Raw genomic sequence first — 22,984 nt, forward strand, 5'->3', positions numbered from 1 at the left:
CGTAGAAAAAGGCAGTATCAGAACATGTATGATGTTACCGGTCAAATGCGCTTTGCAAGGAGTCAAGCCATTCGTGTGTTGGATACATTGAACAGTAGTCAGGCATTACGTACAGAACGCCTTTTAGAAGATGCGCTACAAAAAATTAGACTAGAAATAGATAAAACAGAACAGGAGATTGCAAGAAATCAGGCTTTAATCGGTGATTGTGATCAATTAATAAATCAATTATATCAGAGACGTACTCAGGTTTTAATGAAGTAGGGGGCCAGTGATGACCTATAAAATAGGATATGATATTGTTGTTAATGAAGAAGATTGTGAAGATATGGGGAATGATTATTCACTGATGGCGGAAACGTTTGAACAGAAGTTGTCAGATTATTTGTCATCATTAGATCGTATTTTAACTGGAGCAGTGAAAAGTGGGCAAGTCGCAGATAATTTAATGTTATTTCAACAAGAAGTAAAAGGGCTTAAGAAGGAAGTTGAAGAAATTAGTAAGACAGCAAAAGAAAAAGCGACCGGCTTTGCAAACGCGGTGGATGAGGCAGATAAAGAATTGTTTTAAGGAGGGTATTCATGATGAGTGAGATCCATATCGACCCCGCTGTCCTAGAACAAGAAATTAGTGTACTGGAAGGGTTGCTTAATACAAAAATAGTAAGAACAGAGGAGAGTAAGGATAATAAAGGGAAGGCTTCTGAAAAAATGAAAGAAGTACAAATGTACTATGATACATTGAATGAGACGCTTGATATGCTTATTCAAAACACAGCATCTTTCTTAGAAAATGCTAAAGATGCCTACATAGATACAGATGAAGCAAGTGCAGCGATACTTAATCAACTAATAGAGGGGAGTGAGTAAATGTGGCTGGAAAATTACATGACTTCTCGCAAGCTTCTATTGATCAGTTAGCGACTATTGTTAATGAGGTTGAAGATGATGGGCAATGGGGATGGGTAGATGGAATGGGAGATTGGACAATATCTATCCCAGAGTTAAAAGAAGGGGAGGAGAGTTTTAAGAACCATTACCAAGCTGTGATTGATAAGCACAATATTGGAACGGATGAGTTTGATGCGATTTTAAAAGATGTTGAGAATGTTGATAAAGAATATAAAAAAAATTTTGAAAGCACGCTTAACGAGTTAGAGGGATTTCAATATAAACTAGAAAAAATAGCGCAACTCATTACACCTTCCGTTATTTCGACTTCAAAAGACATACTAGGAAGTATTGTATCATATACTAATTATAGAGGAATGGCAATAGCTCAGTATGGAGAATATCTAAAAGAACATCCCAACGATTTGGATAAAATTATGGAAATTGTTGAATATGAGGCGCTTCATCCGGAATCAGTAAAGACAACTAATGAGTTTCTTTCACCACTAGAAATACAAGATGTTATAGGTATTAAGTATCTAATCTATACATCTGAAGAGCCATATAAATCACTGTGCTTGGAATATATGGATGAGTTTGAAATTACAGATGTTGAAAAAAATGGTGTTTTTACAGGAGAATCTGGAATACTATTTTGGCATCAAGATGCTTCATTAGTTTTTAATATTAATGAAGATCGTACCGACTCACGAGGACAATACTACACCTTTTTTCATGAAATGGGTCATGCGATTGGTTATTTCTATGGAAAAGAGAATGGTACAGGGGATTATTATTCAACTACTTTCAAAACAAATGGAAAAACGTTGAGTGAATATAATATACTGGATGTAGAAAATAATATTAAAAGTAATCTCGAAATTATGTTGAGCTCAGAGGAATACAAAGATTTAAGTGATAGCGAGAAACAAAAAGTGATTAATAATATTTCACAAAATATACTGCAGCAAGATAAAAATTATGATAACTTAACATCAATTGAGCAAAATTTACAGGACAATTTAAAACTACATTATGCAGAAGAGTTTGCTGGTGCTGACCCTGAAAGTCCGTCAGATATATATGGAGGGGTTACTAATTATACAATAAAAGGAGACTATGGGCATCAAAACGATCCTTATTATTGGTTTGATAAAAATGGAAATGTTGTTCGAACAACAAATAAGGAATCTTTTGCAGAATTTTTTGGTAGAAAATTAACAACAGGTGATACGAGTGTCAATGGATTAGAGAGCATAGACATTTATCTACCTGAATCAAGCGAGCATATGGAAGCAATGCTGAAGTCGATGAGGTGAACTATTTGAGCAAAAAAATAATTTTAGTAGGAATATTATGCTTTGTTTGTTTTATAAGTGCTTGCTCTAACAAACCAGAAACTATTCGTAACAGTGAGGAGGGAGGGAAAGTGGTGGAAACCCCAATAAAAGACTTTTCAAGAATTGATAAATTAGAACAATCAACTGAGCAACAGGATATAGATAAGATAGTTAAAATTTTATTTTACGAGTCAAACAACATGCAATATAAGAATACAATAGCTATTGATATTGGAAATCAAGCCATGTATTTAAACCCACAAGTTCCAACACTTGGACTAGTTAATGCTGACTATAAAATGACAGAGGACGATGTGAAGGAGGTACAGAATATCATAATAAAATATGATATTCAGAGCTGGAAAGAAGACTATTCGGATAACAAAAATTCTAATAATGAAGACGGATATGGTTGGGTACTATACTTGGAATATGCAGATAGGACGGTTGAAAGGCATTTCGGAACTGGCATGTATCGAAAAGATGTAATTCCTGAAAATTTTGATGCATTTATAAAAGAAATAACAAATTTTGTAGATAATAAGAAAGCTGACTTAAACGAATAAGGTCCTAGAACAAGTGAACAAAAAACACAGTAAAAATGAAGAGCTAGTTTGGCATGGTTATACTCAACAAGAAAATTTAAAGCGCAAGAAATGAGTACAGACCGAAGAAAAACACACTTTTTGAAAGCAGAAAAAGTGTGTTTTTTTTCGGTCTATTGCTTTTATGGATGTTTTATCGTATACACGCTATCGCGTGCGACTAGCTTCACGGGAATAATTTCCTTGTAGAAAAAATATTCTGGGATGTTAATCATTTGGAGCAGGTGATAGACGGCTTTTTCGGCGAGCATGTCGGTCGGTTGGTGGATGGTTGTGAGGTGGGGTCTCACGATGCTCGCAAAACTAATATCATCGTAACCGATGATGGATAGATCATTAGGAATGCTGATATTGTGTTTTAAAGCGGCGTCGTAAAGGCCGACAGCGATTAAATCGTTGCTACAGAATACGGCAGTGATGTCTTGTTTGAAAACTGTTTCTGCAATATTTTGCCCACCAGTGCGGGTGAGGTCTGTGTGTAAATAATTTGCCTCAAAACCGTATTTTTCCATGGTTTCCTTGTAACCTTGGTAGCGTTGCCCGATATTCACATAGTCGTTTTGGCTTCCAATGAAAAGGGTTTTAGTATGACCGTTTTTGATGAAATGTGTTGCCGCTAGTTCGCCGCCGACAAAGTCATCAGCATGGATGGAAAAGCTTCCTGCTGGAAAGCGGTTGTCTAAAACTAAGTAAGGAATTTGCCGTTCTTTAAGCGATGTGAAAATTGTTGTTTCAAGGCTTGTCAAACCGCAAATAATGATTCCGTCCACTGCGCGTGAAATAAGTTCTTCCACGTAGCGCGTCTCGCGGTGGGGCTCTTCAAATGAATTACATAAAAAAGTGATATACCCGGCTTTGTTTAACGAACTTTCAAGAGATTTCGCAAGTTCTGCAAAATACGGATTCGTAATGTCTGGAACGAGTAAGCCGATTGTGTTGCTTGCTTTTGATACTAAACTTCTTGCTGTGAAATTAGGACGATAGCCAAGTTCTTCAATAGCCAGAAGTACTTTTCGTTTCGTTTTCATTGTAATATGTTCCGCTTTATTATTTACAACCATTGAAACAGTCGCAATCGAAACGCCCGCTTTTTTCGCAACATCTTTTATCGTGACTCCCAAAATAGTTCCCTCCGAAAATTTACTTAACACTATAATTTTAGCAAAAAAGCCGGAGGGACGCGAATATCTTTACTAAAAGCTAAAAATGAACCAAACGGGGCGCGATTTTGAATGTCTTGTTGCATGAAAAACGTAAAGTCTTTTTTTAAAAGCAAGTGTTTCATCGCCGCATTGTGGGCCTCTGTTACGATACAAACCGTCCTAAAACCATTTTGTTTTGCAAAAAGAAAACTAAAATCCAAAATTTTTGCCGCGAACCCGCGATTTTGTTTTGCTGGATTTGTCATAACCCTTTTAATAAAAAGTGGTTTTGGATATTCTGCCCAGTCGAAAGCGGCAAAAGTCCCATCACATTCGGCAGACAATGTCACGACGGCGGAAAGCTCATCACCTTCAAAAAGACCAAATAAAGAATGTGTCGCTAAATCATTATACACATGCGAGTCGTTTGGATAGTCGTTTGTCCACTGATGATTTTCTAGCGAGTCTTTCACTTGGCGAAGTAAGTGGATGGCCTCTGGATAGTCTGTTTTTTCAAGACATTTAATCATAGCAACAATTCTTCAGAAGACGGGATGGACGTATAGGCGCCGTATCGTTCGACAACTTTTGCCGCCACAATAGATGCAATTTTTGCCGCTTCAAGTACACTTCTTTTTTGGGCGATAAAATGGGCAAGCGTGCCGATAAAGCTATCCCCAGCAGCAGTCGAGTCAACCGCTGTCGTCTTAACTGCCGGAACTTCCACTACTTCATCTTTTGAAACAATGACAGAACCCCGTTCCCCGCAAGTCACAATCACGTTTTGACAGCCCTTTTGAAGCAATTCGCGCATCTCTTTTTGATGGCCATTTTGAAACGGTGCTCCGGTAATGATTTCAAATTCCGTTTCATTTGGAATTAAATAATCTGTGAGCTGTAGTAGCTCATCGCTACACGTCTTGCCTGGCGCTGGATTTAAAATAGTCGTTTTCCCGTGTTGCTTGGCTAAACGAAATGCTACCAAGATGGCCTCTTCTGGGACTTCAAATTGCGATACGATAACATCACTTGCGGCAATCGTTTGTTCAGTGGCTTGAATATGCTTAGCTGATAGCGCTAAATTCGCGCCGCCATAAGTCAAAATCATATTTTTTCCTGCCAGATCAATTAGAATCCACGCCATTCCAGTGGGGGAGTCTATCGTATGCACATTGTGCGCGTCAATTTTTTCCGTCTCTAACACTTGTTTTAAATGTGCGCCGCTAGCGTCAAGACCGACGGCACCAATAAACGCGACATCACTTCCTAGGCGCCGTGCGGTGACAGCTTGGTTGAATCCTTTTCCTCCAGCAGAAAAACTTAAATTTTTTCCTTCTAATGTTTCACCGATTTTTGGCAGCTCGGGTAAGGACATGGTTGTGTCAGTGTTTAAGCTACCTACAATACAAATTCTAGTCATAGTTTTCCCTCAACTTTTTACAAAATAATGAGTGATAATATCATTACCATGATGATACCGGTAATAACAGGCACACTGGTTCGTTTAATAATTTCCATTGGACTAACTTTAATGATACTTGCCACAACCATAATCACCGCTGCAACAGGGGAGATGGAGCGAACAAGATTGGCGATAAGTTGCATTGGTAGCGCGAGTAAGATACCATCAATATTCGCACTTTGGGCGATGTTTGGCAGCAATTCAACTGTCGCATAAAACATAGCAAGCCCGCCGCCACTTACAAGTCCAAGTAGGAACGTGGCGCCGCTGAAAATGAAGGTGAGCATCGTCCCAGCACTTTCAACGTGCTGTACGGAAGTCGTTAACATATCAATAATTCCAATCGCCGACATTCCTTCTGCAAACATAACCCCACCAACGACTAACACCACGACTTGGGTAAAGCCTTGCCCCATTCCCCGAAAGAATTCAAAGGAGTCATCAAGCGGTTTTTTGAATGCCTTATTTCGAATCATTTCCACTGCGATGGTAATGAAGAAGGAGATGAGCGTCAAAATAACAACATCAGCTTTAATATCGCGGAAGAAAATACCAATGACAACAATGAAAATAAGTGGTAGCATTGGAAAAATAGCATAATATTTAGGTGGCAAAATCTTTTCTTCTTGTTGCACTTTGTCTTCGTCAATGTCAATAAAAGCCTTGGCACCTTGACGTTTATCCATATATTTTTGCCAGAAATAATGTGCGAATGCCATGACGATGAGTGTTGGGACCGAGATGATCGCATGATTTAAGAAGACGTAGTCAAATAAGTCATAACCGAGCGTTTTAGCTGCGATAACATTATCTGCCCCGAGTGGTGTTGGCATGATGGTTGCAACTGTGGCGATAACACCACCAGCTGTTAGGGCGCTTAAACCAATTTTCTTTAAAACAGGATATAAAATGGCCATTAAAATGACGGCGAGACTGGAAGCGCTTGGTACGAATAGGCTAAGGATGTTTCCGATAATGAAAACAATAGGGACTAAAACATATTTCGCTTTAATTTTACCGAGAGGTTTTGTAAGCAAGGTGACGGCAACATCATTTGCGCCTAAGTAGTTCATATAGGTGGCAAAGCCGAAAAGGGTCATAATGGTGATGCCGACCATGCCGAGTTGATTAATAAAAACGAGTTCTAGTTTTTTAAAGATGTCTAGTACGGCAAATCCTGTGGCGTCTGCACTTTCAAGAAGTGGTTTTCCAAGTAGTAGCGCCATAGTAAGTAAAATGAGCCCCGCAATGAGTAAGACGATAGCAGGCTGGTATTTTTTAATGATGAGATAGAAAACAAAAACGATAATAAGTAATGCGAGAATAATTTCAATCATGTTAGTAAATCCTCCCTATTTTACGCAATGAAGCGTTTCTAAAAACCATTCTCTAAAACGTGTGACGTTGACTTCGAGTGCGACGGAGGCATTTGTTGTTTGATGATATTTCATTTTTAAATCCGCCACTGTCATGCCATTTGCTGGTCCAGGACTTGTTTCAATGGCAACATGTGTCTTTTGAAAGGTGAAAATTTCGGGTTCTACAAGTGCGGCAAAGGCACAAACGTCATGCATTTTTAACCCCGTTTTCATACTTCCCCCGCGGTAATGACTAAATAATTCGCCAAACATTTCGCCCGCCCGGTTCATAGTTTTAATTTGTTCAATCTGCTCTTTCAATAGGACGGCAGTACTCGTCACATCAAGACCAATCATTTTGAGCGGAAGTCCTGATTTAAACACAATATCTGCTGCTTCTGGGTCAGTGAAAATATTAAATTCTGCAGCTGTTGTCGTATTACCTCGAGCAAGACTTCCCCCCATTAAAATAATTTCTGCAATGTTTTCCTTCGTTTCAGGGTACATCTTGAAAAGGAGAGCCATGTTTGTGAGTGCCGCAATCGGCATGAGAGTCACTTTTTCTTTACTGGCTAAAATGGTCTGCCGAAGTGCTTCAACAGCGTGAAGGGGTAGCGGTGCCTTTTTTATCTCCCCAAAATCAAATCCGTCCATGCCAGATTCACCGTGAATATCCGCGCAGTCCTCAAACGCTTTTACAAGCGGTTCTGTCGAGCCCATTGCAACGGGCACATCTTGATTAAAAAATTGCACGAGCTTTAACGCATTCGCTGTCGTTTTGTCAGCGGTTACATTTCCTGCAACAGTAGTAATTAATTTCAAATCAACTTTAGGATGGAAAAACGCAAATGAAATCGCAATCGCATCGTCAATTCCAGGGTCAGTATCGATAATTAAGGGTAGTTTACTCATTGTACATCCTCCTAGTTAAACGTTTAATTAAAACAGTAAAAAGAAAGCGCATTCTTTACAAACAAATACTAACATTAAACATTTAACTTGTAAATAGCTTTTTAAAAAAGAATTTGAAATTTGTTTTTTGGATGGTTGAAATAAACATTATATTTTATAAAAGGAGTGATGAAATTTCAAATTAAACGGAATGTTAAATTTTAAAAATTCGTATTGACAAAATGTAATCTATTAGTTACATTTTTGTTAAGTGAATGAAATAGGAGGCGTTTACAAAAATATGGTTTGAAAAACTTTTAAAGAGGGGTTTTAAGATGAAAAAAGTATGGAAAAAGGGACTGCTCTGTTTATTATCGGCAATCCTAGTTTTGTCGCTTATTCCACCGTACACGGGGCATGCAGAAGAAGAGGGAGATGCTAGCCAAAATACAAATACATCAGAGAAGGCAAGAACGGAAGTAAAAGATGAACGAACAGAAACAGAGATTGTTTATGACAATCATGACGGAAGTTTTACGAAACAAATTTTTTCAGAGCCTGTTCATGTTGAAGTGAATGGAGAGATGGAGCGTGTCAATCCTGAACTTGAAAAAGACCAAGTGACAGAGACGATTGCACCGAAACAAACACAACTTAATATTGAATTTTTAGAAAATATGGAAAATGGCATTTATCAAAAGCTAACGGAACCAAACGCAGAGGCTACATTTGCGCTTAAGGGAGCGAAACAAGGAGAAGATGAAATCCTTGTCACTGATCAAACAGCCACATTTATAGAAAATGAAGTGACATATAAAGAGGTGCTTCCAAATACTGATTTAAGGCATTTTACCTTTAATCAGTCGGTAAAAGAAGACCTCGTTTTATCCGAAAAAAATGATATCGATACATATGTGTATCAAATTGAAACCAAATTAAATGTGAATCAAGCTGAAAATGGCGACATTGTTTTCAAAAATAATACGGGTGATATTCTCTATACACTACCTAAACCAATTATGGCAGATTCGAATATTGGTGAGGAATCGGGTGAGGCCACAACTTCTGATGCGGCACATTTTGAGATTAAGCCACTTACGAAAACAGTGTATGAACTACAGCTGAAAGTCGATACAGAGTGGATTAATGATCCAGAGCGGGTATACCCTGTCTATATCGACCCGTCTGTTCGAGTGGATGATATTTACAATGCGAATATCAATTCTGCAAGAACGACAGAAAATAACATTGGGAGTAAATTGTGGGATTCTGGTCAGAATGCCTATACACTAAAACTTGGAAAGTGGGATAATTCAACTGGAAATAATGCTGCTTTCTTAAAAATGGATACGTCCACATTAAATAAAGCATCCATTTCAAAAGCCACATTAAAACTTTATAACATTTGGCATATGTCACCGACTTTAAAAAATGATATTTGGTACTATGAAGCAAATGCCAACTGGTCCCCTTGGCAAGTTACATGGGCCAACCAACCGAGTGGAACACGGCTTGGAAGTGTAAATGTAGGTCGCGGACAATGGGCAAGCTTAGATGTGACGAGTACGGTTCAAGCATGGGCAAGTGGAACACGCCCTAACTATGGTTTTCGTCTAGGGACAAATATTGACCAAAATTACTGGAAGAAAATTGTTGCGAGTGAAAATAATACAAATTATCCTTACTTGGAAGTGACGTATACGTATGCTCAGCCTGAAAAACCAACTATCAAGACGTATTCGAACGGGGTTGGTACGGGCACGGGCTACATGGATTTATCTTGGAAGGCCGTTCCAGGCGCAACTAGTTATAATATTGTTATTTCTAACGGTTATAACTATGAATATTTTAATACAGGAAGTTCAGCCACAACTTGGACTACAAAAGGGAAGAAAATTTTCCCAACCGCTTCTGAAATTGCAGACGGCGAATTTTATTTTCACCATGACGGGAAAGGGACCGAATTTGCAATTGATCCACGTGAACTTTATGAAAATGGCTATCAGGCAGGAAGTGGCTTTGGACTGCGCAATTTAACGCGCTATCTATTCCGCGTGCAGGCGGTTTATCCAGGAGGCGAAAGTCCGAATTCGGATTTAGTTTTTGCTTACATGCCAATTGAAAAACCAAAAGCACCAGTTGCGAAAGCCTATTCGAACTTGGCGCATAAGGAAACTGGTTATGTGGAGCTGAACTGGGAGCCAAGTCCGATGGCAGATGGTTATAAAGTTCTTGCCTACAACGGAAAAACATATGAAGCGTATGATGTGGGCACGGCAACAAAATGGACAACGCAAAATAAAGGGATTTGGCCGACAAATGCAGAAATTGCAGAAGGCAAATTTGCGCTCCATAAAGATGGGAGTGGCGCCGAACTTGCAAGAGACCCGTCACCCGTTTACCGAAATACAGGTGGTATTTACGGGAAAAGGAAAAATTATTGGTTCCGTGTAATTGCATATCAGAAGGCTGGGAACAATGCGGAGAGTGCGCAGTCTGATCCTGCAACACCCGTCATTCCAGAGGCGGTTAATAAACAGCTTGGGATGGTAGATTACTGGACGAGTATTCCTGTTCGCGGCGGGGAAGTGAATGCAACAAATGGGAACTTTTTATTCCATGAAACGGATTTTGAACTTGCTGGACGCGGTCCAAGTATTAACATTGACCGAACATTTAACAGTCAAGATGAGGCAACTGGTATTTTCGGAAAAGGCTGGTCAAGTACACTTGAAGAGAAATTAATTGAAGAACCAAATGGCGATATCATCTGGGTTGAATCGGATAAAAAAATCCACCGTTTTACTAAAAAAGGCGACAGCTACGCGGCACCGCCAGGTATTTATTCGGAGCTTACAAAAACGACGGACGGCTATTTGAAAGTGGAAGAAGATAAATCTGAAACACGCTTTTTACAAGATGGTCGCCTAGCTTCTGAAAAAGATACAAAGGGAAATCAGCTCACCTATACGTATACAAATGGGAAATTGACGAGCTTGCGCGATGCTTCTTCGCGGACGGTTACGCTTACGTATGATGGTGATTTAGTGACGAAACTTGTTGGTCCCGAGGGAAGAACGATTACGTATACGTATAACGCGAATCAAGAATTAACGGCCTCTTCGACTGCTCGAGGGAAATTATATCGTTACGGGTATACGGATGGTTTATTAACGTCTATTTATGACCCGAAACATACGGATGCTAAGCCATATGCAACGACTTTTGCATATGATGATGAAAAGCTAATCGAAATTACTGACCCAGTTGGAAAAACAACAACGCTTTCTTATGATAAGGAAAACCAACAGACGACTTTAACGAATGAGAAAAAGAAGAAGACCATTTATGAGTACAACGATGCTGGAAATCCTAAAAAAGAAATTGTGGATGCGGATGGTTTAAAGCTCACAACAACCTATACGTATGAATCCAATAATTTGATTAAGGAAGTGAATCCAAAAGGGCAAGAAGAAACTTATTCGTATGATGCGGATGGAAATATTACGCAAATGACGGATGCTTATGGTACAGAGTCTTACACCTACAATGATAACAATGATGTGACAAGCGCGACTGATACGGAAGGACGTAAGACGACGGTTGCTTACGACGGAGCGGATGCGGTGTCTGAAACTTTGGCGACAGAAGCACAAGTCTCTTCTGTTACTCAATACGATAGTTACGGAAATCCGATTCGCGGTAGCGGAGAACTCTCGTCTGGCGGAAATTTAGTCCAAAATAGTGGGTTTGAGAAAGCAACGAGCCTTTCAAACTGGACGCTCATTCAGTCAAATGCAAAGGGTGGCATTACGTTTGATAACACGCAAATGGCACCGGGTGCGCTTGGTGGCAGTGGTTCTGTGAAAGTGACGAGTGAGGCGCTTTCAACGGAAAAAGGTTACTCGGCGGCGACTCAGCGTGTGGATGTTGCGCCAGAAACGACCTACACATTTAGTGCGTGGACGAAAACATCTGGATTGACAAACGCGGACGGCATTTTGATCGCTAGACTACAAGATGCAAATGCGAAAGACGTTACGGATGGGAATGTCTGGCAGTCCAATCGCCCTACTTCGATTAAAAATAATAGTGGCTGGGTAAAACGCCAATTGACGTTTAAAACATCCAAAAACACGCGGCAAGTATTGCTTTACTTGGACAACGAACAAGCTGCTCCGTACAAAGGAAAAGGTACGATTTGGTATGATAATGCTCAACTCGAAAAAGGTAGCGTAGCATCTAGCTATAACCCAGTGACAAACAACAGCTTTGAAGATCATAATGGGACGCTTCCTGCAGAATGGATGCGTACAGGAAACACCGCTCTATCTCAAGCTAGGGTAGTAGACGGGGAAAGTTTTAGCGGCGATAGCTCTGTCTATTTTGAACGAAAAGCAACAAGTGAAGCGCACACACATATGCTTCAAGACGTTACGATCAATCAAAAAGAAGCAAAGGCACTCACATTAACCGCATTATCTAAATCAGAAAATGCAAAAGTAAATGGCACAACGAATGTGATGTCAAATGATTACTCCATTTGTGGAACCGTTTATTATCAAGACGGAACAGCTTCCTATGTTCAAGGGCAGTTCCCACTCGGCACAAATGACTGGAACCGAAGTGCCGCCGTCATTAAACCAGCAAAACCAATTAAATCGATTAAAATTTATACATTATTCCGTAATGGCTTAACAGGAAAAGCTTGGTTTGACGATGTTCGCGTGATAGAAGGCGAAGTACTTACACGCGAAGAATATGATGCATCTGGCAACTATGTGACGGCAAGCTACGACGAAGAAGGCCGTAAAATCAGCTTCACCTATGACGCCTACGGCAACAAAACATCTGAAACCGATGAAAAAGGGAACAAAAAAACACTCACCTATGATGCCGATAATGCCCTTGTCGACACAACGCTCGCAAATGGCACAGCCGTTTCTTACAAATATGACGACAACGGCAACACCACAGAGAAGAACGTCACCGCTTCTGGGAAAACGCAAAAAAACAGTTATGCCTACGACGTAGACAACAAGATTACAGCGTTCACCGATGCACTTGGGCGGACAATTCAGTACGAATACGATGCAAGCGGCAATGAGACAAAGGCGATTATGCCAAACGGGCGCATAACCGAAAGTACGTACGATTCAGCAGACCGCGTGAGCGGCATCAAGTGGAACGACGAACCAGCGTTCAAATTCCAATACGATCCAAACGGCAACCAAACGAAAGTCACGGACGAAATTAATGGTATCGTGACGGACAAAACTTACGACGATGCAGACCGCATTACAAAAGTAGCCGAACGTGGCGGTCAGATTAGCTACACCTACAAAGACAAGCCAACACAAGATAACAAAGGCAAAACCGACAAAGTGGGCGATGTTTCTATTCATCACGGCGACTATACCGCAAAAACAAGCTACACGTACAACGATCTAGACCAAAACACACGTGTGAATGATGGCAGCAAAAACGCCTATTTTGAGTTCGATGAATTCGGCAACATTGGCTTATACACAGCCGGTAACGGCACAGCCGCAAATTATGTGTATGATAGCACCCAAAAAGTAACCAATGTGGCGATTGGCGATGCAGAGGGAGACCTCATTTTAGATGAGAGCTATACGTACGATGCAGCAAGCAACCGCACGAGTATCGACAACAAAAAAAGCGGTAAAACCACCTATGACTATGATGCCGTGAATCAATTAACCAAAGAAAGCCTACCAGACGGCACCATCAAATCCTACACCTATGATGGTTTTGGTAATCGCACACAAGTCCAAATAACTGGGACAGAATCGAAGACCATTGCCGCCACGTTCAATGATGGCAATCAGCTAGTGCAATTTGGTGGCGATACACTCACCTATGATACCAATGGTAACCGAACAAGCGACGGGAAATTTACTTATACGTGGGATACAGGCGACCGTTTAATCAGCATCACAAAAAAAGGTGAAAATAGTCCATTTGTCCGTTATACTTATGATGATGACAACCGCCGCTTATCCAAAACATTAGACGGTGTGACAACCAATTACCACTACGACGGCGATAGCATTGATGTGCTCTATGAAACGGATAGCGCTGGAAAAGTGCTCCGCCAGTATGTTTACTCCGACAGCGGTATTCGCCTAGCCATGAAAATGAATGGCAAAACTCTTTACTATCACTACAACGCGCATGGTGATGTGGTGGCGCTGACCGATGAGAATGGCAAAGTGGTCGCGGAATACGCCTATGATGCCTGGGGAGTTGTCCTTAAAAACACAGCCACAACAACCGAGGCACGCGCTAACCCGTATCTGTATGCCGGTTATACGTATGATAAGGAAATCGAACAGTATTACTTGATGGCTCGCTACTATGAACCAGCACAAGGCGTGTTCACCGCTTACGACCCAGACCCAGGTGATGAAGACGACCCGCAAACGATGAATGGGTATAACTATGCGAATAATAATCCTGTGATGTATGTGGATCCAGATGGGAATTTTGCATTTGTAATTCCAGTTGTTTATTGGGGTTATGGTGCGGCGATTGCGGCGGCTCCTGCGGTTGGCTATGGCATCGGCAAAGGGAGCAAATGGGCTTGGAAAAAGACAGAAAAATTCCGAAAACAGTATAAGACATTGTGGAAGTATAGAAAACCGATTGCTAAATCAGGATATAAAACCCTTCGAAAAACATGGGAGAGGTCAGTAAGTAGATTTAAAGAACATGGTAAAAATAAGAGGAAGAGCAATTGGAATAAACATACTAAGCCACGTCCAGGTAGAGGAAATGAGAAGAAAAAGCAAAAACCAAATTGGAAGAGGAGGAAATAATTGGTTATGAAAAAAGTATTAGAGAGTCTCTGCGAGGGAAATAAGCTGGTAAGCATTTATTGTGATGAATCAGAATTTGAGAATTTTATGGTGGGAAAAATTTTAGCAGTTTACTCACAACATGTCTTAATAGAAAATTATTCTCCAGAAGGAAAGTATGATGGGATATCATGCTTTCCGATTAAAGATATTATAAAGTTTGATAGATCTAGTTTGTATTTGGAGCAGATAAAGAAATTGAAGGAGGAAAATTATAAAAAAGAAAATTCGAATTTTGTAGGTAAAGATATTATTACAGAAATTTTAGTGTATCTTCAAATGAAAAAAAACCCTGCGGAATTTTACCTTTCATGGGGAGAAAGGATAGAAGGGTATGTCCAATCAATTTTAAATGAAGAATATCTAATTTGCGATGTGGCTGATTCCTATGGGAATATTGAAAGTGAAACATTATTTTCAATCCAAGATATTCGGATTCTTTCATATGGTACAGTTCAATTAAGTTCATATTTGAAGAATTGAATGTCGGAAAGGAGGAATAATTTTGAAACTAAAAAGTATTATTATCTCAGATTATTATGGAGGTAATCGAGATATTAGGAAAAACTTTTAGAACATGCATGGCGGTATCATTGCCAAGATATGACCAATGAAGACGGCAAAGTTAGTTGTCGCAGAAAAAAATGTCTATGATGTATGAGAAGTTGTCCTTAAAACACAGCCACGACAACCGAGGCATGTGTTAACCCATACCCAAACACGCAGAATGGTTACACTAAAGTGAGATGCATTGCCAACCAAGATAGACCTACTACAGATAAGCAAGTCTATCTTTTTCAGAGAAGTTGTAGTCCATTATGCGTACTTTTACTCAAAGTTTTAGATGCATGTGTCATCTCATGCATCTAAAACTTCAGATTAACAATAAAAAAGGAGAAGCTATGAAAAAATATCCGCACATTCATTTGTCATTGCCACGTTTTTTTGCCGGTGATGAGTATTACCGGGTTTATTTTTACGAAGATACACTTGTTTTTGTAAAACTAGGCGGGCAGTTTCATCATGAAAATTTGCTTGACCAGGCGGGGCTTTTTGGCGCCATTTTATTTTATATTCCGTACAAAATAGCAAGAGGACGTCAGGATAAGCGAGAGGCTCATGTGGATGCTGTTTTAGTAAAAAAAGGAATGAAAGCTTTACTTGAAGATCGGAAAAGTTTTCAGTTAAAGCAATTTGAAATCAAAAAAATGATTTTTCGAACAAATTGGAAAACGCAAATTTTTTCTAATTATGATAAACATCTGCATATTTTAAAAAAAGATGGAAAAAGCTTGAAAACAGCCATTTCGTACGGGCAATCGAAAAATTATGTTTTGAATGAACTTAAAAAAATGGGTTATTTAGTGGAGGAAGAAAATGAGTAAAGAAGAATTTTTGGAATACAAGCCAATTCAAAATGAAGGCTTTGTAGGCGAGATCATTTTTGAAGGTTGGGAAGACGGAGAAGATGTTTTTAGCGATATGAAAAAAATTGTGGCTAATGATGCGATGACGATTATTTTACAGAGTAAAAAAAGAGTGAAGCAATTTCTAAACGAGGAAAACATTCCTTTTAAAATCCATATGACAGAAATTTATTTACACTCACCAAGTCCTTTTCATGTGGTGAAAGTTTTGGAGGAGTTTTGTGTATATGGCACCAGTAAGTATATGACCCTATTTTTAGGGCGCCCATGTGAATTTCGTTTAGAACAATTTGGAAAAAAAGGCAAGTGGGACATTGGCCGCCATTTAAGCGGCGATTCGGTTGCGATTACTTTACTTGGAAATGACCCTGTTCTCTACGTATCTGCTCAAAATGAAGAGGATTATGAAAACTTTATTGAATTGATTGATAAGCGTCTTGATGACGAAATTGTTCCATTTATGCCATATGAGGAAAGTAGTTCCATTGATATTGCTGTTCCGCCAGACTTTTTAAAAGAATTTGATTTGCCGGATGGAAATTTCAAACGTATTTTTGCGCGACTTTTAAATGATCCAAATGAAGGGGGAGATGACACGCTACAAAAGTTGTATGCAGATGATGCCCTTCAAATGATTGCGATTTCGAGTTTTTATGATGATGTTTTGGATGAGTTACAGATTGATTACCATTTGGAAAACAAAATGTTGCTATCAGAGCCAGTAATACCTGATGTTCGCGAAGAAGCACTTGAAAAATTACATTCAGAAAGCTTTATGGACCGGGTTTATCTTTTCTATGCTAGCCAGCCAAATTATCAAGTGAAAAAAGGTCAGCCGAGTTCCCTTTTCAAAAAAATATTTTCAAGCAAAGCTACTCTCGATTTTAATTTAGAAAAGAATGGAAAGGCAGTTGTTCTAGTTTTGGACGGTGAGCTTGCGATTATTTACGAAAATGAATAAGGAGTGGGGGAAATGTTGAAAGAGCAGTTATATTTTGTCAAAAAAGCCAATTTATATGAGATATATGCTGATCAGGAGGCATTAGAACATTATTTTCCAGAGAGTTAACTTCACAAAAGGGGTTTCAGTATGTATTAAAACATTTATTGGCAATTGTAGTAGCATTTACCTTCTTAAGAAAAGGCAATGGTGATTATGTTGATATTGGGAAGTTCAACCAAAACTTAAAAGAGAAAGTAGGTTATAAAGCAAAAAAATGGTTGGACAATTGAAAAAAATCGTGATGGACATAAGGGGAGTAGTTGGAAAGTAAAAGATAAGAGTGGTAAACGGAAAGCATCCATAAAAAGTGATGGTAAGATAGTGGGGAAATAGAGGAGGAGAGCAGTTTGAATGACAAAAAAGACTATATTCATATACTTCAAGAAGAGGGGATACGCTTTGAGATAGGGAACCCTAATATGTTATCAACTTCTCCTCATTATATGGATCAGGTTGATGAACGGTCTATGAAGCTATTTCATGAGTTATTTAAAGAAGATGAAGATGTCGAAATTATGATTCATGACTATCATAAAAGAAAAACTCGTTCCACTGGAGTAATCAAAAAATTTATTAAGAATAAAAAAATAAAGTATACATCTAAAGTGCGGAAAGTTAAAGGGATAGAAAACTATTTTGAAGTTAATATTAGATGTAGGATAAATGAAATTAGGATTAATCAATTGCTACATCATATTGCTTCGAGAGATATAATAGGCTACCCCAATTCTGATTTAGATTACTTTATTATCGGAGTGACAAATAAGCAAATCTATCATTTATACGATGATAGGGGGCTGGATGTCTTTCTACCAAGTGAATCGAGACGAGCTGATATAAGAAATAAGTACAAAACGTGGTTGTTAATAGAGTAAATTATCTATTTTTACGTTTTAGGTTTATATGAGTAATATAGGTATTCTACGCTACGAGGAAAGAAATTTTTTAGAAATAGTAAGGCGAATTTAAAGGCTGCGGAACAAGATTTAATAGTTATAGAAAATAGCGGGAGGGAGAAGTCATGACAAAATGGAGAAAATTAGAAACTATAGTAGCTGAAAATTCTTTGTTTGTAGAGGAAAACTTAAATACAATTACGAAGTTTACTTATTTTGTAGAAAATGAGGAAGTAGTTTTAATAGCTTGTTTCAATGAAAAAAGTGATAGTATTGCAGTAAAGTTTTTAGGTGTAAAGGATTTAAAAGTAAACGCTGATTCAAGTGATCAATATTTTTATGATATAGGAATTGATACAATTTCTGATTCACAACTAGAAAATATTAATTATTATGTTGAGGACTATGAATCTCAATCCATTAGATTTTATTGCAGGAGAATTGAGGTTATAGAACAATGCCCAGCTTAGAAGCTAATCGGAGTATGCATAACTTAGACTAAGTATCAGTAAATTTGCTAAAGGTGAAAAGAAAAAATGTCAGAGATTCTGGATTAGGTACTTGTCGGATGCTGAAATCTAGGCTAGATATAATTCAACAACTGGTGCTACGAAGAGAGAGCATGAGAAAGAATTGAAAGGTAGGGAGATAAAAAATGCACGAAAACGAAAGGGATAAATGGGTCATAAAATTACTATCTGACAATGATGCTGATGTAGAAATAGTAGAAGATTTTATTTTAAAGCTTAATTCTAATGAACAGTTAAAAAGGTTGCTACAGTTTACTGATTCTCGGAATAGTGAAGTTAAACTATATGCATATGAGGAATTAATTCGCTTTTCAGATGAAAGAGTTTTAGAAGCAGCAGGTCGAGGGTTAAATGAAAGTGATGAGCTAGTTAGAATTACTGCTATAGAAATTATTCAAGAACAAAAAGATTTAAGGCAATTAACAAAGATAATGGAATTGCTAAAAAGTGATGAGAATGAGTTAGTCAGATGTTTTGCTGGTGAAGCTATTGGCGTTTTAAGTGAAAATTTAATCGAGTTTTTAGAAGAAAGAATCCCTTTTGAAGCTGATAGCGTTGCGCTTGTAGGAATATATAGTTCACTTTATAAATTAGGAAGGAAAGAATATCTAAAGCCGTTACTAGCTTTGCTAAAGGATGACTATCACATCATAGTCATTCGTACCATTATTGCCTTAGAAGAAATTCTAAGTTTCGAAAACCGAGATTTAATTTTTGAGGAAATAACTAGATTGAAAAGTCAAGATTTACCAGTTTCGATTATTGATGCATTAGAGCGTTGCTTTCCAGAAAATCATGCTTAGCTTTTTGAAATAAAAATATTCTTTTTTAGGTATAACAATCATAGATATTTAGTTTACCTTAATGGGCATTGGGGAGGACTAGCAATAAATATCGGTTTTGCAACTTATGATGGCTATAAAGCTTAAAAAAAGACGAAGAGTTGGAAAAAGCTAGAATTGCAGCAGGTAAAGGTGCGCTTGGCGATGGTAAGTTTAAGCTGGCCAGAAAAGCAATTGGTGGTTCATTTAGAATTGCTATAAAGTTAGGTAAGCAGACCAAACTAAGGGAAATGGTGAACGACACTAAACTGCCAAGACATATATGTAGCGAAATTAAAAGAGACATTAATGCAATCAAAAGAAAAAGTAGAAATAAAAGAGGGGTAGCTAGAAAATCCATAAGAGTTCCAAACGGCTACCAGTTAGCTCATAGGAGAGGATATGAAGACAGAAAAGGATACGGATATAAGTATATAGTTCTACAAAATACTAAAAATCATAAAATACAGCATAGATATGATAAAAACGGTAGGAGGAGATAATTATAGAAAATCAGAAATTCAATAAAGTAGTAGTTAGCTTTTTATGTCCAGAAATAGATTGTTATTGTCCGCAAGGGGAGTTATTATTTATAGGTAATAAAAGAGATAGTGCAAAAAAATATTTCAGACCTAGGCTAGGAACGTCATATTTTGTAGGCATGAATGATACGAGACTTCCAAGTGCTATCGGTGTGGTTAAACAAATAAATGGTGGGATTAAGGCAAGTGAATTAATGCAGTTGGATAAGCAAACATCTAGAAATAATACAAGCCAACCATTAGAAAAATATATCCATTTTTTGGAAAGAATAAGTCATTTTGAAGAAAATCAGCTAGTTGCGTTATACTGGCAAGATAAATTTGGTTCAAAAGAGAAAAGATTGGTTATTAGAAAAGCGATTGTTAGGGGCTATGATAATATAAATGTTAAACAATTGAGAACTTTTGATTATGATAAATCGGTGACAGACTACTTGGTTTTAGAGTGACTAATGTAGCCAATTCGGTAGACTTAATTTAAAAGTAAGATTAGGTTGGTGTCAATTGGCAAAGAAAACGAACAGTATTACTTAATATCTCGTTACTGTGAGACCGAACAAGACGTGTTTACCGCCTACGCCCCAGTCTCAGGCGAAGACGACGCCCAAACGATGAATGGGATGATTATGGTCAAAATAATCCTGTTATGCACGTTGACTTTGATGGATATTGGGTTTGGCTAGAAATAAATGCCGGTTTTGCCGCTTACGATGGCTATAAAGCTTAAAAAAAGACGAAGAGTTGGAAAAAAAAGCATTAATTGCGGGTGGTGGTGGCAAATTTAAAATAGCTGGAAAAGTGGTTAGTAAAGGGGGATACTTAGCGAAGCGCGTATTCCAATCAGCTAAATCAATATATTATAGAAAAAAACTAAAAGACAAGGGCCTTTTGTGCCTGCAGAATATTGGCGTAGGAACGCTCCGATGATGGGGAAACCAGATTCTAAAATTACACATAATAAACTTTCAGGGGGGAGAAAAGTCCACAGTAATTTATGAAAAAGTTAGTCAACAAAGATTTCGAATTGACTATGGTTCACACGGCTATAAAAATCATACAAAACCACCTCTTCACTATTAAGGGAATAAAAATGCTTTGGTAAGAATGTTAGTTGTTTATTCAAAACCGAAACGGAACAGTAATTCAATCTAATGTAACAAAAATCACATTCTGTCAAAAGTGTAATTTACAAATAAGTGTTCAAAAAATCGAAAAGAACGGGCTTAAATGCTTGTTTAGGCATAAAAGTAAGGTGTTTGGGATGTTTTTCATTTTATCTGATTTTCTGTGTTACAATAAAATTACAGATGATATTTGTATGTAATAGATGATGAGAGGGATTTTTGTATACAATTATTTGTGAAACTACTTAAGGAAACGGGGAACTAACTATGAAAAAGTTTTACAAAAGTTTTGTTGTAGTGCTTACTGTATTTATTTTATCAATTGGAATGTTACCACCGACAGTAAAAGCACAAGAATTTGGTGGGGATGCTGAAATAACAAATCACGTTGTAACAAAAGATAAAGAGTCCTTTACGATAACAGTAGATGATGAAGCTGTAGACTACAAATCCGTTAAAACAGAAGATTCTTTCAAAATTGAAACAGTTGAAGAAAATAATGAGGTTCATACCTTTACGTATAGTAAAGGTGACGACTTTATGATAATCGATGGGGAAAAAGTAGCTGTTGAAATAGATACTAGGGTTGAAAATAATATGGTTGGTTCGACGCCTAAGTTGCTTAAAGCTTCAGCTTGGGATGCTAAATATATATCAACTGGAAGTGTAAAAATCAGCAAAACTGTAAAGTCCATTGGAACTCTTGTTGGAGTCATTGGTGGAGTAATTTCAATTGCGGCATTAACAGGGGTGACTATCGCAACATCTGCTATTGCTAGTACTGTGGGTAATTGGGCAAGCGTTGTCGGTTTAGGAACTATATCAGCAGGCTATCTTTTTAATGGTAAAATTCAATTTAAACAATATCGGACAAAGGGGTTAGTTCCTACGGGGTATGGAAAAAGTCAATATGCATTCAGATTTCAAGATGTACGTGTGATAGGTACAATTAAAGGTAAAAAAATAGACAAACAACTAAAAAGTATCGGACGTTGGTATTTTAGTTCTAAACCATATTAAGAGGAGAAATTTGTATGACAAAGAAGGTAATTTTGACAAGTGTATTCTTTATTTGGACAATTATATGTGTCGTTATGAGCATTTCAATGATTAAAAATGACTCAGGAATCGATTTTCCAATATGGCTACATATAGTATTATTAATAGCCTTTTTAAGTACAGGTCTAGTAGATATAAAAAGAAAAAAGTATGTATGGAGTTTTATTCTTTTTGAAGGCGTTTTACTAGTTTGTATCAGTTTGTTTATTATAAATTTCTAAAGTCATATAGGATAGTTTATGTGTATTTGGTTATAAAAGCTTAAAAAATGTAAAGCACACCTATGGCTAAACTGTTTTAAGGGAAAAAATTCGTAATTATAAGATGCATATCTATTCTCACCTAGATATGCATTTTTGTAAGCAGTTTTGAATACTGCTGAGTTGTCTTGTGGATGGTATAGAAAATACTAAACTTATAGAAAACAATTAGGCAGCATGTATATGTTTGATTTAAATGATTTTTACAAGAACAAAAAGGCAATCTTTTTGGAGCTTGTTCAATTAGCTTTAGATATTCTTCCCGAAAAAGATATATAGGAATTATTAAGTCAAGTGATTAATTGACCAACGCGTTAATCAGAGAATCTAAGCAACTTTTTCTTTTACAAAAGTTGTTTTCAAAAGCAAGCGATCAAAAACAGAAAGTATAAAAATAACCTTTTATTTGAAATCGAGTCAAGCTGATATAAAGTTGATTATAGTGACCTTAATGCACTTCAAGATTGGAAACAAGAGCTAACTAATAAACTATAATTTATAAGGATTATAATAACTGGGCATAAAAGGCGTGTGTATATTTACTAGTGTACTAACAAGCTTTGAAATCAGTTATGTATACTGGTGTGACGCCCATAAAAGTCTACATGATATAGCGATTATTGGAGTTATGAAAGTGGAGCAATTGCAAAAATTATGGAACTTGATGGCACGGGATTTCAAAATATGCATACTACCCTTACGTTTTGTGCATAGCAAATAAAACTTGTCGCCAAAAGAACAGCAGCTTTAAG

General features: G+C 37.7%; 20 protein-coding genes. 15 read left to right on the plus strand and 5 right to left on the minus strand.

Annotation, left to right across the window (positions count from 1 at the left end; all coding sequences use genetic code 11):
• The 5 genes from R8923_RS02690 to R8923_RS02710 form a co-directional block, all read left to right on the plus strand.
• Nucleotides 1-264 (plus strand): hypothetical protein (locus R8923_RS02690; protein WP_485871221.1); only part of this gene is annotated, 264 nt, incomplete at its 5' end.
• Between the two features lie 10 nt (nt 265-274).
• Entirely contained in the window at nt 275-571 is a 297-nt protein-coding gene (locus R8923_RS02695) for a hypothetical protein (protein ID WP_485871222.1), read from the plus strand.
• An 11-nt stretch (nt 572-582) separates the two neighbouring features.
• On the plus strand, nt 583-870 hold the full coding sequence (locus R8923_RS02700) for a DUF5344 family protein (RefSeq protein ID WP_485871223.1): 288 nt from the start codon (nt 583-585) through the stop codon (nt 868-870).
• A 2-nt stretch (nt 871-872) separates the two neighbouring features.
• Entirely contained in the window at nt 873-2,210 is a 1,338-nt protein-coding gene (locus R8923_RS02705) for a hypothetical protein (RefSeq protein ID WP_485871224.1), read from the plus strand.
• A 113-nt stretch (nt 2,211-2,323) separates the two neighbouring features.
• Nucleotides 2,324-2,797, plus strand: coding sequence for a hypothetical protein (locus R8923_RS02710; RefSeq protein WP_485871225.1), 474 nt, complete (start codon nt 2,324-2,326; stop codon nt 2,795-2,797).
• Between the two features lie 161 nt (nt 2,798-2,958).
• Here the strand turns inward: R8923_RS02710 and R8923_RS02715 are convergent, their stop codons facing one another.
• The 5 genes from R8923_RS02715 to rihC are packed head-to-tail and all read right to left on the minus strand — an operon-like array spanning nt 2,959 to nt 7,710.
• Nucleotides 2,959-3,957, minus strand: coding sequence for a LacI family DNA-binding transcriptional regulator (locus R8923_RS02715; RefSeq protein WP_485871226.1), 999 nt, complete (start codon nt 3,955-3,957; stop codon nt 2,959-2,961).
• Nucleotides 3,958-3,986: 29 nt separating this feature from the next.
• Nucleotides 3,987-4,508, minus strand: a complete 522-nt coding sequence (locus R8923_RS02720; protein ID WP_485871227.1) for a GNAT family N-acetyltransferase — start codon at nt 4,506-4,508, stop codon at nt 3,987-3,989.
• Nucleotides 4,505-5,398 carry a ribokinase gene (gene rbsK, locus R8923_RS02725; protein WP_485871228.1) on the minus strand — a complete coding sequence of 298 codons (894 nt, stop codon included), beginning with the start codon at nt 5,396-5,398 and terminating at the stop codon, nt 4,505-4,507. The genes R8923_RS02720 and rbsK overlap by 4 nt, the downstream gene beginning before the upstream one ends.
• Before the next feature lie 17 nt (nt 5,399-5,415).
• A complete protein-coding gene (gene dcuC, locus R8923_RS02730) occupies nt 5,416-6,777 on the minus strand; it encodes a C4-dicarboxylate transporter DcuC (RefSeq protein ID WP_485871229.1) in 1,362 nt (453 codons plus the stop codon).
• A gap of 15 nt (nt 6,778-6,792) precedes the next feature.
• Nucleotides 6,793-7,710 (minus strand): ribonucleoside hydrolase RihC, encoded by a 918-nt coding sequence (rihC, locus tag R8923_RS02735; protein ID WP_485871230.1) that lies wholly within the window; start codon nt 7,708-7,710, stop codon nt 6,793-6,795.
• A gap of 314 nt (nt 7,711-8,024) precedes the next feature.
• On the opposite strand from rihC, the gene R8923_RS02740 reads away from it, so the two are divergent.
• From R8923_RS02740 to R8923_RS02785, 10 genes are all read left to right on the plus strand, one after another.
• A complete protein-coding gene (locus R8923_RS02740) occupies nt 8,025-14,531 on the plus strand; it encodes a DNRLRE domain-containing protein (RefSeq protein ID WP_485871231.1) in 6,507 nt (2,168 codons plus the stop codon).
• Nucleotides 14,532-14,537: 6 nt separating this feature from the next.
• Complete coding sequence (locus tag R8923_RS02745) at nt 14,538-15,053, plus strand: hypothetical protein (RefSeq protein ID WP_485871232.1); 516 nt, start codon at nt 14,538-14,540, stop codon at nt 15,051-15,053.
• Nucleotides 15,054-15,472: 419 nt separating this feature from the next.
• Nucleotides 15,473-15,955 carry a hypothetical protein gene (locus tag R8923_RS02750; protein ID WP_485871233.1) on the plus strand — a complete coding sequence of 161 codons (483 nt, stop codon included), beginning with the start codon at nt 15,473-15,475 and terminating at the stop codon, nt 15,953-15,955.
• On the plus strand, nt 15,948-16,958 hold the full coding sequence (locus R8923_RS02755; RefSeq protein WP_485871234.1) for a hypothetical protein: 1,011 nt from the start codon (nt 15,948-15,950) through the stop codon (nt 16,956-16,958). Before R8923_RS02750 ends, R8923_RS02755 begins: the two co-directional genes overlap by 8 nt.
• Nucleotides 16,959-17,347: 389 nt before the next feature.
• Nucleotides 17,348-17,875, plus strand: coding sequence for a DUF3885 domain-containing protein (locus tag R8923_RS02760; protein ID WP_485871235.1), 528 nt, complete (start codon nt 17,348-17,350; stop codon nt 17,873-17,875).
• Between the two features lie 146 nt (nt 17,876-18,021).
• Nucleotides 18,022-18,366: a hypothetical protein gene (locus R8923_RS02765; protein ID WP_485871236.1), complete on the plus strand. Its 345-nt coding sequence runs from the start codon at nt 18,022-18,024 to the stop codon at nt 18,364-18,366.
• 185 nt (nt 18,367-18,551) lie between these two features.
• Nucleotides 18,552-19,229, plus strand: coding sequence for a HEAT repeat domain-containing protein (locus R8923_RS02770; RefSeq protein WP_485871237.1), 678 nt, complete (start codon nt 18,552-18,554; stop codon nt 19,227-19,229).
• 140 nt (nt 19,230-19,369) lie between these two features.
• Nucleotides 19,370-19,750 (plus strand): polymorphic toxin type 8 domain-containing protein, encoded by a 381-nt coding sequence (locus R8923_RS02775; protein ID WP_485871238.1) that lies wholly within the window; start codon nt 19,370-19,372, stop codon nt 19,748-19,750.
• Nucleotides 19,751-19,908: 158 nt separating this feature from the next.
• Complete coding sequence (locus R8923_RS02780; RefSeq protein ID WP_485871239.1) at nt 19,909-20,238, plus strand: hypothetical protein; 330 nt, start codon at nt 19,909-19,911, stop codon at nt 20,236-20,238.
• Nucleotides 20,239-21,180: 942 nt separating this feature from the next.
• On the plus strand, nt 21,181-21,933 hold the full coding sequence (locus R8923_RS02785) for a hypothetical protein (RefSeq protein ID WP_485871240.1): 753 nt from the start codon (nt 21,181-21,183) through the stop codon (nt 21,931-21,933).
• Nucleotides 21,934-22,984: the final 1,051 nt, after the last annotated feature.

This window comes from Listeria tempestatis (assembly GCF_963575625.1).
Lineage (GTDB): Bacteria > Bacillota > Bacilli > Lactobacillales > Listeriaceae > Listeria > Listeria tempestatis.

Excerpts from the sequence above, each read along its gene's own strand:
- R8923_RS02695 (WP_485871222.1), top strand. The coding sequence starts at position 275 with ATGACCTATAAAATAGGATATGATATTGTTGTTAATGAAGAAGATTGT.
- R8923_RS02700 (WP_485871223.1), top strand. The coding sequence starts at position 583 with ATGATGAGTGAGATCCATATCGACCCCGCTGTCCTAGAACAAGAAATT.
- R8923_RS02720 (WP_485871227.1), bottom strand. The coding sequence starts at position 4,508 with ATGATTAAATGTCTTGAAAAAACAGACTATCCAGAGGCCATCCACTTA.
- rbsK (WP_485871228.1), bottom strand. The coding sequence starts at position 5,398 with ATGACTAGAATTTGTATTGTAGGTAGCTTAAACACTGACACAACCATG.
- dcuC (WP_485871229.1), bottom strand. The coding sequence starts at position 6,777 with ATGATTGAAATTATTCTCGCATTACTTATTATCGTTTTTGTTTTCTAT.
- rihC (WP_485871230.1), bottom strand. The coding sequence starts at position 7,710 with ATGAGTAAACTACCCTTAATTATCGATACTGACCCTGGAATTGACGAT.
- R8923_RS02740 (WP_485871231.1), top strand. The coding sequence starts at position 8,025 with ATGAAAAAAGTATGGAAAAAGGGACTGCTCTGTTTATTATCGGCAATC.
- R8923_RS02745 (WP_485871232.1), top strand. The coding sequence starts at position 14,538 with ATGAAAAAAGTATTAGAGAGTCTCTGCGAGGGAAATAAGCTGGTAAGC.
- R8923_RS02750 (WP_485871233.1), top strand. The coding sequence starts at position 15,473 with ATGAAAAAATATCCGCACATTCATTTGTCATTGCCACGTTTTTTTGCC.
- R8923_RS02755 (WP_485871234.1), top strand. The coding sequence starts at position 15,948 with ATGAGTAAAGAAGAATTTTTGGAATACAAGCCAATTCAAAATGAAGGC.
- R8923_RS02765 (WP_485871236.1), top strand. The coding sequence starts at position 18,022 with ATGACAAAATGGAGAAAATTAGAAACTATAGTAGCTGAAAATTCTTTG.
- R8923_RS02770 (WP_485871237.1), top strand. The coding sequence starts at position 18,552 with ATGCACGAAAACGAAAGGGATAAATGGGTCATAAAATTACTATCTGAC.
- R8923_RS02780 (WP_485871239.1), top strand. The coding sequence starts at position 19,909 with ATGAATGATACGAGACTTCCAAGTGCTATCGGTGTGGTTAAACAAATA.
- R8923_RS02785 (WP_485871240.1), top strand. The coding sequence starts at position 21,181 with ATGAAAAAGTTTTACAAAAGTTTTGTTGTAGTGCTTACTGTATTTATT.